This is a genomic window from Candidatus Pantoea soli (assembly GCF_007833795.1).
GTDB lineage: Bacteria > Pseudomonadota > Gammaproteobacteria > Enterobacterales > Enterobacteriaceae > Pantoea > Pantoea soli.
On record NZ_CP032702.1, the window covers coordinates 3,634,851 to 3,648,404 of the forward strand.

Annotated in this window: 14 protein-coding genes; 7 read left to right on the forward strand and 7 right to left on the reverse strand. The window is 57.9% G+C overall.

Translation table 11 applies throughout. The features are described 5' to 3' along the window. Nucleotides 1-56 precede the first annotated feature (56 nt). The 4 genes from gpsA to D8B20_RS16870 are packed head-to-tail and all read right to left on the reverse strand — an operon-like array spanning nucleotide 57 to nucleotide 2,284. A complete protein-coding gene (gpsA, locus tag D8B20_RS16855; protein WP_145890119.1) occupies nucleotides 57-1,076 on the reverse strand; it encodes an NAD(P)H-dependent glycerol-3-phosphate dehydrogenase in 1,020 nt (339 codons plus the stop codon). Continuing rightward, nucleotides 1,076-1,540, reverse strand: coding sequence for a protein-export chaperone SecB (gene secB, locus D8B20_RS16860; RefSeq protein ID WP_145890121.1), 465 nt, complete (start codon nucleotides 1,538-1,540; stop codon nucleotides 1,076-1,078). Before secB ends, gpsA begins: the two co-directional genes overlap by 1 nt. Nucleotides 1,541-1,581: 41 nt before the next feature. Continuing rightward, nucleotides 1,582-1,836, reverse strand: a complete 255-nt coding sequence (gene grxC / locus D8B20_RS16865; RefSeq protein ID WP_145890123.1) for a glutaredoxin 3 — start codon at nucleotides 1,834-1,836, stop codon at nucleotides 1,582-1,584. 16 nt (nucleotides 1,837-1,852) lie between these two features. Then, a complete protein-coding gene (locus D8B20_RS16870) occupies nucleotides 1,853-2,284 on the reverse strand; it encodes a rhodanese-like domain-containing protein (RefSeq protein WP_145890125.1) in 432 nt (143 codons plus the stop codon). 250 nt (nucleotides 2,285-2,534) lie between these two features. Here D8B20_RS16870 and envC point away from each other — a divergent pair, with 250 nt between their 5' ends. The 4 genes from envC (at nucleotide 2,535) to D8B20_RS16890 (ending at nucleotide 6,945) form a co-directional block, all read left to right on the forward strand. Next, entirely contained in the window at nucleotides 2,535-3,836 is a 1,302-nt protein-coding gene (gene envC / locus D8B20_RS16875; protein WP_145890127.1) for a murein hydrolase activator EnvC, read from the forward strand. 3 nt (nucleotides 3,837-3,839) lie between these two features. Next, entirely contained in the window at nucleotides 3,840-4,745 is a 906-nt protein-coding gene (locus D8B20_RS16880) for a divergent polysaccharide deacetylase family protein (protein WP_145890129.1), read from the forward strand. 66 nt (nucleotides 4,746-4,811) lie between these two features. Continuing rightward, nucleotides 4,812-6,041: a glycosyltransferase gene (locus D8B20_RS16885; protein WP_145890131.1), complete on the forward strand. Its 1,230-nt coding sequence runs from the start codon at nucleotides 4,812-4,814 to the stop codon at nucleotides 6,039-6,041. Beyond that, complete coding sequence (locus D8B20_RS16890) at nucleotides 6,034-6,945, forward strand: glycosyltransferase family protein (RefSeq protein WP_145890133.1); 912 nt, start codon at nucleotides 6,034-6,036, stop codon at nucleotides 6,943-6,945. Before D8B20_RS16885 ends, D8B20_RS16890 begins: the two co-directional genes overlap by 8 nt. Nucleotides 6,946-6,975: 30 nt before the next feature. Here the strand turns inward: D8B20_RS16890 and tdh are convergent, their stop codons facing one another. After that, nucleotides 6,976-8,004, reverse strand: a complete 1,029-nt coding sequence (gene tdh, locus D8B20_RS16895; RefSeq protein ID WP_145890135.1) for an L-threonine 3-dehydrogenase — start codon at nucleotides 8,002-8,004, stop codon at nucleotides 6,976-6,978. Then, the gene (locus tag D8B20_RS16900) at nucleotides 8,001-9,212 is read right to left on the reverse strand and encodes a glycine C-acetyltransferase (RefSeq protein ID WP_145890136.1); all 1,212 of its coding nucleotides are present in this window, start codon (nucleotides 9,210-9,212) and stop codon (nucleotides 8,001-8,003) included. Before D8B20_RS16900 ends, tdh begins: the two co-directional genes overlap by 4 nt. 232 nt (nucleotides 9,213-9,444) lie before the next feature. On the opposite strand from D8B20_RS16900, the gene rfaD reads away from it, so the two are divergent. From rfaD to rfaC, 3 genes are read left to right on the forward strand one after another with little or no spacing between them, the layout of a single operon-like run. Beyond that, on the forward strand, nucleotides 9,445-10,377 hold the full coding sequence (gene rfaD / locus D8B20_RS16905) for an ADP-glyceromanno-heptose 6-epimerase (protein WP_145890138.1): 933 nt from the start codon (nucleotides 9,445-9,447) through the stop codon (nucleotides 10,375-10,377). A 17-nt stretch (nucleotides 10,378-10,394) separates the two neighbouring features. Then, on the forward strand, nucleotides 10,395-11,438 hold the full coding sequence (gene rfaF, locus D8B20_RS16910) for an ADP-heptose--LPS heptosyltransferase RfaF (protein WP_145890140.1): 1,044 nt from the start codon (nucleotides 10,395-10,397) through the stop codon (nucleotides 11,436-11,438). A 2-nt stretch (nucleotides 11,439-11,440) separates the two neighbouring features. Next, nucleotides 11,441-12,409, forward strand: a complete 969-nt coding sequence (gene rfaC, locus D8B20_RS16915; RefSeq protein ID WP_145890142.1) for a lipopolysaccharide heptosyltransferase RfaC — start codon at nucleotides 11,441-11,443, stop codon at nucleotides 12,407-12,409. On the opposite strand, the gene D8B20_RS16920 is transcribed toward rfaC, so the two are convergent. After that, nucleotides 12,399-13,391, reverse strand: coding sequence for a polysaccharide deacetylase family protein (locus tag D8B20_RS16920; protein ID WP_145890144.1), 993 nt, complete (start codon nucleotides 13,389-13,391; stop codon nucleotides 12,399-12,401). The genes rfaC and D8B20_RS16920 overlap by 11 nt on opposite strands. Nucleotides 13,392-13,554 lie beyond the last annotated feature (163 nt).

The following is a 13,554-nucleotide window of genomic DNA, read 5'->3' on the forward strand; positions in this document are numbered from 1 at the left end:
CCCGATAAAAAAAGCGCCTGAAAGGCGCTACAGGTGATTTCGCTGTGCATCCTGCATCAGCTTTGGCTGTTCTCATCCTTCCTTGCGCGGCCAAGTAAACTCAATGCTGCCTCCCGCGCCGATTTTTCGCAATACAGCACCTGATAAATCTGCTCGGTAATCGGCATTTCCACGCCAACGCGCTCCGCCAGGGCTTTGACTTCTTTAGTGTTTCTGTAGCCCTCTACAACTTGTCCGATAATGCGCTGCGCAGCATCCACGCTCTCGCCCTGCCCCAGCATCATGCCGAAACGGCGGTTGCGCGACTGATTATCGGTACAGGTCAGCACCAGATCGCCCAGTCCGGCCATGCCCATAAAGGTGGTCGGGTCTGCGCCCAGCGCGGCGCCGAGACGGCTCATCTCTGCCAGTCCGCGGGTGATCAGCGCGGTGCGCGCGTTAGCACCAAAACCAATACCGTCAGAGATACCGGCCCCGATTGCGATGACGTTTTTCACCGCACCGCCCAGCTGCACGCCAATAAAATCGGGATTATTGTAGACGCGGAAACTTTTGCCGCAGTGCAGCTTCTGCTGCAGATCCTCGGCAAACTGCGCATCGGTGGCCGCCAGCGCAATGGCGGTCGGTAATCCGGCAGCCAGCTCTTTCGCGAAGGTAGGGCCGGAAATCACCGCCAGCGGAATCTCTTCACCAAGTATGTCGCGCGCCACATCCTGCAGCAGTCGTCCGGTTTCTTTTTCCAGTCCCTTCGTCGCCCAGACAATACGCGAGTCGGCACGCAGATACGGCCGGATCTGAGCCAGCACATCACCAAATACATGGCTGGGTACCACCACCAGCAGATCGCGGCTGGCGCTGACAACCTGCTTCAGGTCAGCGTCGGGAACGAGATTATCGGGGAAAGGCACATCAGGCAGGAACGCGGTATTGCATCGGTCAGCTTGCAGCTGCGCCACGCTGAGCGGATTGTGGCCCCAGAGCAGAACCGGGTGGCCGTTGCGGGCCAGGGTGATGGCCAGAGCGGTGCCGTACGAGCCGGCACCGATGACGCTAATCGAAGCGTTGAGTGTACTCATCAGGCATCCTGACGTGGCGCTTCGCCTTCACCCTGCTGCTGCAGATAGTTCATGAACAGAGCATCAAAGTTGACTGGCGCCAGGTTGAGCTGAGGGAAGGTTCCGCGTGATACGAGGCTGGTAATGCACTCACGTGCGTACGGGAACAGGATGTTCGGGCAGTATGCACCCAGGCAATGCGCCATCTGCGTTCCTTCAATCCCGCTGATGGTGAAGATACCTGCCTGCTGAACTTCACACAGGAACGCCGTCTCTTCGCCAACCGTGGCCGTAACTGTCACGCGCAGCACCACTTCATACACTTCATCAGCCAGCTGAGAAGAGGCGGTGTCCAGATCCAGTTTAACTTCCGGCTCCCACTCTTTCTGGAAAACCTGTGGCGCATTCGGGGCTTCGAAAGAGACATCCTTGGTGTAAACGCGCTGAATCTGGAACTGCATTTCGTTCGTGCTATGTTCTGACATGTTACTGAATCCTTTAAGAGAAAATGGTCTGTTCGAAAACGTTATGCCTGCAGCAGAGGATCAAGCCCCTGGCGTCCATCCAGCGCATACAGATCGTCGCAGCCGCCAATGTGCTGCGCATCAATGAAAATCTGTGGCACCGTCGTGCGGCCGCTGCGTTTGATCATCTCTTCGCGCTTCGCCGCGTCCCCATCAATGGGAATCTCCTGGTACGACACGCCTTTCTGATCCAGCAACGCCTTCGCCCGGTGGCAGTAAGGACAGGTTACTTTGGTATAAATCTCTACGTTAGCCATGATTTACCTCGGGAGTTTATTTTCCGCGCACCAGCGGCAGGTTTTCGCCACTCCAGCCGCTCACGCCATCTTTCAGCACAGAGACTTTTTCGAAACCGGCTTCGCTCAGTTTCGCTGCCGCCTCACCCGCACTCTGGCCGGTTGCGCATACCACAATTATGGGCTGCGACTTGTGCTTTTCCAGCTCGGCAAAGCTGCCTTTTTTGATGTCTGCTGCGGCGATATTCAGCGCCCCGGAAATGTGTCCCTTGCGATAGTCGTCGCGTGAACGAACGTCTACCACCACCGCGTCCTCTTTGTTAATCAGGTGGGTGGCTTCACCACGGCTGATGGTTTTTACCTTAGAGAACATTCCTTTAACGGTGGTTACAATCACCAGAATGAGTAAAGCGACCCATGCCAGACTAAGGACGGGGTGATTGCTTGCAAACTGCATAATTTCTTGCATGAGGGGTAACGACTCCAGACCGGGCTAAATAAGCTAAAACAAGGGTTCTGAGTATACCTGCGCCACTTCGCATGTACAGTCGCGATGCGGGCAGAGTTACGATTTGTGCGTCATTTTCCAAAAAAAGTGTTCTAATCGCAAAATTGCCTCAGCGATTATCCCGCTAAGCTTTCAGCAGACATCTTTCGTTAAGTAAAACCCGGCCGGGATAACTGGTAAGCGGCTGTTCATCGTGGAATAATTGTCAACTATGAAGGGAAAAGCGCCCGTTTTACACACAAGGACCCGTTTTAACGACCCGGCATCTCCGTTGTCATTTCACTGGTCCACCCTCCCCCTCTGCCTGCTCTGTGCGGGCGCACTGCTGCTGCCTGTTGCCGCCCGCAGCGCGGACGACAGCAAGACCCAGCTTAAATCTATCCAGCAGAACATCGCCGAAAAAGAAAAGAGCGTAAAAGCGCAGAAACTGCAACGCAGTAAGCTGCTGGACCAGCTGCAAAGCCAGGAAAAGGTGATAGCGCAGGCCAGTCGCCAGCTGCGTGAAACGCGTAACAGTCTGAGTGCGCTGAACGCAGAGATTGAGCGAACCACTGCCTCTATTTCCCGTCTGGAAAAACAGCAGGCGCAGCAGGAAAAACTGCTGGCGCAGCAGCTGGATGCCGCTTTCCGGCAGGGCCAGCATAGCGGATTGCAATTGCTGCTCGGTGGTGAAGAAGCGCAGCGCAGCGAGCGTATTCTGGCTTACTTCGGTTACCTCAATGCGGCGCGGCAAAAAAATATCGACGATCTCCGGCAAACCCAGCAGCAGCTGGCGGACCAGCGGCAGGCACTGCAGAGCAAGCAGGATCAGCAAAAGACCCTGCTGGCACAGCAGCAGGCGCAGCAGACGCAGCTGGAAACAGCCAGCGCCGCGCGCAGAAAAACGCTGTCCGCACTGGAGAGCGCGCTGGAAAAAGATCAGGCCGATCTGGTTGAAATGCGCCAGAACGAAAGTCGTCTGCAGGATAAAATTGCCAAAGCCGAACGGGAAGCGCGTGAGCGGGCGGAGCGTGAAGCGCGCGAAGCGGAGAAAGTCCGTCAGCGTCAGGCGCAGGCAAAAGCGAAGGGGTCCAGCTACTCGCCGACACAGAGTGAACGCGAGCTGATGGCGCGGACCGGCGGCCTCGGTCGTCCGGGCAGTCAGGCCGTCTGGCCGGTCTCCGGGCGGATTGAACACCGCTTCGGCGATGCCATGCAGGGCGAACTGCGCTGGAAAGGTCTGGTCATTGATGCGCCGGAAGGCACCGAGGTGAAAGCCATTGCCGATGGCCGCGTACTGATGGCGGACTGGCTGCAGGGTTACGGTCTGGTGGTCGTGCTGGAACACGGCAAAGGCGATATGAGCCTGTATGGCTACAACCAGAGCGCGCTGGTCAGCGTGGGTACGCAGGTGAAGGCCGGACAGCCCATCGCGCTGGTAGGCACCAGCGGCGGTCGCGGCACGCCTTCACTCTACTTTGAAATCCGACGTCAGGGACGGGCGGTCAATCCACTACCGTGGTTAGGAAGATAAGTTTTGTTTCAACGCCGAAAGCTCACCGCCGCACTCTGCGGACTGCTGTTTACCCTCTCTGCCCAGGCAGGCAAGCTCGCGATCGTGATTGACGATTTCGGCTATCGCCCGACCGAAGAGAACAAAGTGCTGCAAATGCCTGCGGCCATTTCTGTGGCCGTCCTGCCAAACGCACCCCACGCGCGGGAGATGGCCACCAAAGCGCATCAGGGTGGCCACGAAGTGCTGATCCACCTGCCGATGGCGCCGCTCAGCAAACAGCCGCTGGAAAAAGACACCCTGACGCCTGAAATGAGCAGCGACGAGATCGCCCGCATTGTGCGCGAGGCCAGCGGCAAAGTGCCGTATGCCGTGGGGCTGAATAACCATATGGGCAGTAAAATGACCTCCAGCCTGTCAGGCATGCAGAAAGTGATGCAGGTGTTAAGCCACTACAACTATTACTTTCTGGATAGCATGACGATCGGCAACAGTCAGGCGGTGCCGGCGGCGCAGGGTACCCAGGTCAGGGTATTAAAACGCCGGGTATTTCTGGACGACAGTCAGAATGAAACGGCGATTCGCCAGCAGTTCAGCCGGGCGGTGAAACTGGCGCAGCGCGACGGCTATGCCATTGCCATTGGCCATCCGCATCCCACTACGGTGCGGGTTCTGCAGCAGATGCTGCCGTCACTGCCGGCGGATATTACGCTGGTGCGGCCCAGCCAGTTGCTGAACATGCCACTGCGCGCTGGCAGCGCTGCCGTGACCTCCACGCCAGTGAAGTCGCCACCACCAGGGTTCCGCGCGCCGGGTCTCTGCAAGGTGACGAAGCCGTTAGCGCCGGTGCCGCAGCAGCGGGCGGTTGAGGTGCTGACAGAAAGCCTCGCGCAAAGTCCGCTTATGCAGACGCTTAACCACTTATTCTGATCGTCCGGCGCAGTGCCGCTGCGCCGGATAACAGGCTTATCATTCCGCGTAAGGATATCGGGACAGATGACATCATCCCCTAAAAAAATTCTGCTGCTGGATACCGGACGCGAATGGGGCGGCGGGACCAACAGTATGCTGGAGTTACTGAAGCGTATTGATCGGCAACGGTTCGATATCACCTGCTGCTTTTATGAGAATTATGCCCGCGGCAATCAGGAAACCATTGAAGCCGTATTGCAGGCTATCGCGATTCCGGTGGTGTTTCTTCCTCAGCGCCGCCAGCCGCTGTGGGCCAAGCTCAGTAAAGAGCTGGTGCGCACGCTGTTATTTTTTCATCGCGCCTGGAAAAAAGCAGCTGTCAGCCGGATTGACCGCCGGTGGCGCGTGCAGCCTAACGCGGCGGCGATCGCGGCGCTGTTACGCCAGGGCGGCTACCATACGCTGTACATGAATAATCAGCCCAGCACAAACGTGGAAGGGTATCTCGCGGCCGCAGCCACGCAGGTGGCATTAATTCAGCATTGCCGTATTGAACCCGTTCTGACGGCATCGCTGGTCAGGATGGTTAACCGGCACGCGGACGCGGTTATTGCTGTTTCCCACGGCGTGCAGCGCCGGCTGAGGGAAAGCGGCGTGGATGCCCAACGCTGCTTTACCGTATCAAACGCCATTGATATCCACCAGCCTCTGCCGGTGCGCAGCGAGGTACGCCAGCGCTTTCACTACGCTGAGGACACCTTCATTTTCGGATCCATTGGCTCGCTGATTGCGCGTAAATCGAATCATCATATCCTGCAGGCGCTGGGATTGTTTCAGCGCGCGCATCCGGAAGCCCGCTGGCAGATGATCATTGTGGGCGCCGGCCCGGAGCAGGCTGCGCTGCAACAGCTGGCGCAGAAAGAGGGGATTGCTTCCCGCGTCGTGTTCACGGGTTTTCGCAACAATGCGCTGGAGTACCTTGCCGCGTTTGACGCTTTTATTCTGGCCTCTGCCAGCGAAGGGTTGCCGCGCGTGGTGCTGGAAGCCATGCTGGTGCATACCGCGGTGATTGGTTCTGACGTGGTCGGCACGTCAGAGTTAATCGATCACAACGAAACCGGCTTACTGTTCCCTTACGGCGATGTTCAGCAGTTAAGCCAGCAGCTTGCTGTGCTGTGGCAGGATGCCGCGCTGCGACAGCGTTTAACCCGCTCGGCGGCGGCCCGCGTCCGCGAGCAGTACAGCATTGAACACTATGTATCGGGCGTCGAAGCCCTTCTGGAAAAAATGACCGAGAGAAAACAGCATGTTTGAATTCTTAAATAAACACCGACGCCATATTCTCTCACGCCATAACATTCCTGCGACGCAGCCGGACACGCAGGGAAACATTGCCGTCAGTTCCGTGGTGATCCCCTGCACCGGCGCGGATTATATTGAAGAAGCTGTCCTGAGCGCCCGCTTTGCCAGTCGCTGTGCGGACAGCATTAAAGAGATTGTGATTGTCAGCGATCAGCCGCTGTCGGCATTCCCGACCCTGCCGGAAAGAGTCCGGGTAGTGACGCTGGATGTGCCATCGCGCGAAGCCTCTTACCGCTATAAGCAAATTTATCGCAGCCGGCTGATCAAACTGCAGGCGCCGTTACAGGCCACGGGGGACGGGATTCTGATGATCGATTCCGACCTCAACCTGCTGCAAACGCCACAGATCGCCATGCGTGAGCATCATCTCTACAGCAGCTTCCGTCAGGGCAAAATGATTGCCAAACTGGCCGATGCGCCGGCGGAACATATACCGGCCTATTACAAAACGACCATCAGACCTTACCTGCAGGATCACGTTAATGGCGCCTACCTCGCGGCATCGCGCCGCACCTGGCAGCGCATCTGCCCGCTCTGGCTGACGCTGTTCAACGATACCTGGGAATTAATGAACGACAACCAGCCGCCGACGGACCAGCTACCGCTGGCCGCCCTGATCGATTTGCTGGATCTGCGTACGGTCAATCTGGGTGAATGGGCAAACTGGCCGGTATCCAAACGCATCGGCGGCCAGTCTGCGGTGATCCCTGCTGAAGTCGTCGGGGCGCACGGCGGCTTTCCGCTGAGCGAATGGCAAAAGTATCTGCAGGACCCTGCACAACCGCTTAGCTTCAAAGGCCAGGATTACACGCGCAAGGTGCGCTACCTGACCGATGCCGAAAAACAGCAATCCTGAAGCCGGCCGGCCTGCGGGCCGGCTTGCCGCTTAATCCCAGCTCAGCACGACTTTCCCGGAGCGGCCGGAGCGCATCTCATCAAAGCCCTGCTGGAAGTCATCAATCGCGAAGCGGTGCGTGATAATGGGGCTCAGGTCAAGGCCGGACTGAATCAGGGCGGCCATTTTGTACCAGGTTTCAAACATTTCCCGGCCGTAAATACCCTTGATAAACAATCCTTTAAAAATAACCTGGTTCCAGTCAATCGCCATCTCGCCCGGTGGGATTCCCAGCAGCGCGATGCGTCCGCCGTGGTTCATGGTTTCCAGCATAGTGCGGAAGGCCGCCGGGGCACCGGACATCTCCAGCCCGACGTCAAAGCCTTCGGTCATGCCCAGTTCAGCCATGACGTCACGCAGATTTTCCTGCGCCACGTTTACCGCGCGCGTTACGCCCATTTCCCGCGCCAGGTTGAGGCGGTAGTCGTTAACATCGGTAATGACCACATGACGCGCACCAACGTGGCGGCACACGGCGGCCGCCATAATGCCGATTGGGCCTGCGCCGGCGATCAGTACATCTTCCCCCACCACATCAAATGACAGCGCGGTGTGTACCGCATTGCCGAACGGGTCAAAGATGGCGGCCAGCTCATCAGAGATGTTGTCCGGAATTTTGAACGCGTTGTAGGCCGGAATCACCAGGTACTCCGCGAAACAGCCCTGCCGGTTAACACCCACGCCCACCGTGTTGCGACACAGATGCGTGCGTCCGGCGCGGCAGTTACGGCAATGCCCGCAGGTGATATGACCTTCACCGGAAACGCGGTCACCCGGTGCAAAACCTTTAACTTCCTGGCCGATACCCACCACTTCGCCCACATATTCATGGCCGGTAATCATCGGCACCGGAATGGTTTTGCGCGACCAGTCGTCCCAGTTATAGATATGCACGTCGGTACCGCAGATTGCGGTTTTGCGGATTTTAATCAGCAGGTCATTGTGACCCGGCTGCGGAATCGGTGCATCGTGCACCATCCAGATCCCCTCTTCCGCTTTTAACTTCGCGAGTGCTTTCATTGCGCGGCTCCTGCGGCGATCACGCCCAGCTGTTGACCAATACGGGTAAAGGCCGCAACCGCCTGCTCCAGCTGCGCCTGAGTATGCGCCGCAGAAATCTGCGTACGAATGCGCGCCTGTCCCTGCGGCACCACCGGATAGAAAAAGCCGGTGACGTAGATGCCTTCCTGCTGCAGCAGGCTGGCAAACTGCTGCGCCACTCTGGCATCGCCGAGCATCACCGGGATAATCGCGTGATCGGCACCGGCCAGGGTGAAACCGGCAGCAGTCATTTTTTCGCGGAAGAATCGCGCGTTGTCCCACAGGCGCTGACGCAGGCCGTCGCCTTCACTGAGTAAATCGAGCACGCGCAGTGAGGCCGCGACGATCGCTGGCGCCAGCGAATTGGAAAACAGATACGGGCGTGAACGCTGACGCAGCCATTCAACCACCTCTTTTTTCGCGGCAACATAGCCGCCGGACGCGCCGCCGAGCGCTTTACCCAGCGTGCCGGTCAGAATGTCCACGCGATCCATCACACCGCAGTATTCGTGCGTTCCGCGTCCCGTTGCGCCCACAAAGCCCACTGCATGCGAATCATCCACCATCACCAGCGCGCCAAACTCTTCGGCCAGATCGCAGATGCCCTGCAGGTTGGCAATGACGCCATCCATGGAAAACACGCCGTCAGTGGCGATCAGGATATGGCGTGCCCCCTTGTCGCGGGCCTCCTGCAGCCGGGCGCGCAGTTCCTGCATATCGTTATTGGCATAGCGGTAACGCTGCGCTTTGCACAGGCGAATGCCGTCAATGATGGAGGCGTGATTAAGAGCATCCGAGATGATGGCGTCTTCTGCGCTGAGCAGGGTTTCAAACAGACCGCCATTGGCATCAAAACAGGAGGAGAACAGAATGCCGTCTTCCATGCCAAGGAAGTCCGCCAGTTTGCGCTCCAGCTGCTGATGCAGATCCTGCGTGCCGCAGATAAACCGTACCGAGGCCATGCCAAAACCGTGCGAATCCATCCCGTCTTTCGCTGCCTGAATCAGCGCCGGATGGCTGGCGAGGCCGAGATAGTTATTCGCGCAAAAATTGATGACCGGCGGGCTGCCGGCGACGTTGATCTCAGCCTGCTGCGCCGAGGTAATGGCACGTTCCTGTTTGAACAATCCGTCCTGGCGCGTTGTCTCAAGTTGCTGACGGAGTTGGGCATAAAACTGATCAGACATGATTCTGCTCCTCAGATAGCAAATCTTTGGCACATATTACTGATCAAAACGCGGGTGAACGACATTTCCGCCAGACAAATCTCCGTTTTGCAGCATAGTTCACGCAGCGGACAGGATTTGTGCAGCGCTTTCAGCGTCATCTGGCTGTCTGCCTCTGACTGAGATGTTATGATGTGGGGTATTCGTGCGTGAAACTTCCCGTTTCACCTCCAACTGTTTAAAGGCTAAGCATATGATTATCGTAACCGGTGGCGCTGGCATGATTGGCAGCAACATTGTTAAAGCGCTGAACGACCGCGGTCATACCGATATTCTGGTGGTGGATAATCTGAAAGATGGCACCAAATTCGTGAACCTGGCGGATCTGGACATCGCAGACTACATGGATAAAGAGGAGTTCCTCACGTACATCATGTCCGGTGAGGATCTCGGCCCGATTGAAGCCGTCTTCCATGAAGGCGCCTGCTCAGCCACCACCGAGTGGGATGGCAAGTACATGATGGATAACAACTATCAGTACTCCAAAGATCTGCTGCACTTCTGCCTGGAGCGTGAAATTCCGTTCCTGTATGCCTCGTCAGCGGCAACCTATGGCGGACGCAACGAAAACTTCATTGAAGAGCGTCAGTATGAGCAGCCACTGAACGTCTACGGCTACTCGAAAATGCTGTTTGACCACTATGTCCGTCAGATCCTGCCGGAAGCAGATTCGCCGGTGTGTGGCTTCCGTTACTTCAACGTCTATGGCCCGCGTGAAGGACACAAAGGCAGCATGGCAAGCGTTGCCTTCCACCTGAATACGCAGATCAGCAGCGGCGAAAACCCGAAACTGTTTGAAGGCAGTGACACCTTCCGTCGCGACTTTATCCACGTTGATGACGTAGTGGCAGTCAATCTTTGGTGCTGGGAAAACGGTGTGTCCGGAATCTTTAACTGCGGCACGGGCCGCGCCGAATCCTTCCAGGAAGTGGCGGATGCCGTGCTGAAATTCCATCAGAAAGGCCAGATCGAATACATCCCGTTCCCGGATAAGCTGAAAGGGCGTTATCAGGCCTTCACGCAGGCTGACCTGACTAAGCTGCGTGCCGCCGGCTATGACAAGCCGTTCAAAACCGTGGCACAGGGCGTGAGCGAATACATGGCCTGGCTGAACCGCAACGTATAAGGGAACCCGCCCCGGCAATGAAAATTCTGGTTATTGGCCCTTCCTGGGTCGGCGATATGATGATGTCGCAAAGTCTCTATCGCACCCTCAGGGCCGAACATCCTGACGCGGTGATTGACGTCATGGCACCGGCCTGGTGCCGTCCGTTGCTGTCGCGCATGCCGGAAGTGAATCAGGCGCTGGCCATGCCGCTGGGCCATGGCGCGCTGGCGCTGGGTGAGCGGCGTCGGCTGGGACACGCGCTGCGGGCCAGCGGGTACGATCGCGCTTACGTGCTCCCTAACTCATTTAAATCAGCGCTGGTGCCGTTTTTCGCCGGCATTAAACGCCGCACCGGCTGGCGCGGCGAAATGCGTTACGGCGTGCTCAACGATGTGCGCGTGCTGGATAAAGCGGCGTTTCCGCTGATGGTCGAACGCTACGTGGCGCTGGCTTATGACCAGCCGGTACGCTCGGCGCAGCAGCTGCCGCAGCCGCTGTTATGGCCGCAGCTGCGTGTTGATGAAGAAGAGAAACGCATGACCGCGGCACAGTTCGCGCTGGCCGCCGGACGTCCGATTATCGGCTTCTGCCCGGGCGCAGAGTTCGGCCCGGCCAAACGCTGGCCGCACTACCATTACGCAGCGCTGGCCGAGCAGCTGATCGCCGAAGGCTATCAGGTTGTGCTGTTCGGTTCCGCGAAAGATCGCGAAACCGGCGACGCCATTGTGCACAGCCTGTCCGAAACGGCGCAGGCGCACTGTAAAAATCTGGCCGGCGATACCCAGCTGGAGCAGGCGGTAATCCTGATTGCCCACTGCGCCGCGGTGGTCAGCAATGATTCAGGCCTGATGCACATTGCCGCCGCGCTTAATCGTCCGCTGGTGGCGCTGTATGGCCCGAGCAGCCCTGATTTCACGCCGCCGCTGTCCCATCAGGCACGCATCATCCGCCTGATCACCGGTTACCATAAAGTACGTAAAGGTGATGCGGCAGAAGGCTATCACCAGAGTCTGATCGACATTCAACCCGCCCGCGTTTATCAGGAGCTTAGCGCTCTGCTGCAGCCGGTGCAGGAGTAATCATGCACGTTCTTATTGTGAAAACCTCCTCAATGGGCGACGTGCTCCACACCTTACCGGCCCTGACCGACGCCATGCAGGCCCTGCCGGGCATCCGTTTTGACTGGGTGGTGGAAGAGAACTTCGCGCAGATCCCAGGCTGGCATCCGGCCGTCGACAAGGTGTTGCCGGTGGCTATCCGCCGCTGGCGTAAACACTGGTTTGGCAGCCAGCAGCGCGAAGAGCGCGTCCGTTTCAAGCGCGAACTGCAGTCGCGCCAGTATGACATGGTGATTGATGCGCAGGGGCTGATCAAAAGCGCGGCGCTGGTTACGCGACTGGCAAAAGGCGAGAAGCATGGTCTGGATAGCCGCAGCGCCCGCGAACCCTTTGCCAGCTGGTGGTATGACAAACGCCATGAAATCAGCAAGCAGCAGCATGCGGTAGAGCGCACGCGGGAACTGTTTGCCCGCAGCCTCGGTTACGAAAAACCCGCCGCTCAGGGCGATTACGCCATTGCGCGTCATTTTCTCGCGTCCCTGCCTGCGGATACGGTTCCCTACCTGGTGTTTCTGCATGCCACCACGCGTGATAATAAACACTGGCCGGAGACGCACTGGCGTGAACTGATTGGGCTGATGCAGGCACGCGGGCTGCGGATTAAGCTGCCGTGGGGCGCTGAGCACGAACACCAGCGCGCTCAGCGTCTGGCGCAGGGGTTTGACTTTGTGGACGTGCTGCCGAAACTGACGCTGGAGCAGGTGGCACAACAGCTGGCGGGCGCGCGTGCCGTGGTGTCGGTTGATACCGGATTAAGCCACCTGGCCGCGGCGCTGGACCGCCCCAATATCACGCTGTTTGGCCCGACCGATCCCGGCCTGATTGGCGGATACGGACAGAACCAGCACGCGTTACGGCCTGAGCAGGGCGACAGCATGGCGGATATTCAGCCTGAACGCGTCGTGGCCCTGCTGGACGACATTATCCCTTAACGGTCGCGGCCTGACGTGGCCGCATTGCCTGCTGCCGTTGTGCGTATTCGGTTAATGTCATGCCCTGCGTACGCGTCTGCAGCCAGCTAAACAGCCCTTCCAGATCCTCATACAGGCGCTCAATATCGGCGTCTGTTTTGAACGTCGGGCTGCCATCCGGCATAAATTCTGACGAATGCAGCATAAATTCCACGTAGTCATTGCCCTGGCCGAGCGTCTGTTCAACCACCTTTTTCATCTGCGCCAGATTGCCGCCAACCGGACGCAGCCAGTTCACCGACGGACCACGCTGTTTACCGCGCAGACTGTTCCAGATTTTTTTCAGCTGGCTGGTGAAGGGACCATAGCGGTACTGGATGCTCATCGGCAACTCCAGCAGCGGGCTGTCGCCGGCTCGGGAGATATCGTGAATATCCAGAAAATAGGCATGATCCGGGAAGTGGGTGTAATCCGTACCGCCTGTGCCCTGCGGCGCGCCGGCGGCATTGCGCCAGCTGACGCGCGGCGTCACTGAACAATCCACCTGATAGCCGTTATCGATCAACGCCTGCGCATAGATTTCGTTAAATGCCCAGCGCCCGGCGCGGTGACTGGTCATTTTCTGCTGAAACGCCTGCTCCAGCAGATCGGTCATGCGCGCAACTTTATCGCGCAGGACCGGCTTCGGATACTCGATCAGATAGGGCTGATAGCGCCATTCATCGTCGGTAAGCGCATACTCAGGCGGGCTGTACCAGGCGTGCAGATGCATGCCAATCTCGCCCTGACCGCGCATCAGTAAATCCCGGCCAAATTCCACATAGGCGGGATCGCTCACCATCTCATAATTTGTCAGCCAGGTCGGTTTGAAACCGTACTTTTCGCACAGTGCCTGAAAACGCGGCAAATAGCGGACATTATGCGTGGTCACATGGCCGCTGCGGTTACGCCACAGATTGTCCCCTTCTGTATCCAGGGTAATTAAAAAAGCAGGTTTTTCCATTATTCATCCGGTCACACGGGGTCGCGTTAGCGCTATGGTACGCAACGCGCCTGACAGGCACAACTTTCAGCCCAGGCGCGCACGGTGAGTCGTTCGCGGTATAGCGTCAGTTAAACTAAAATAGATTACACTCATCTCTGATCAGACAAGCGCAAATAAACAC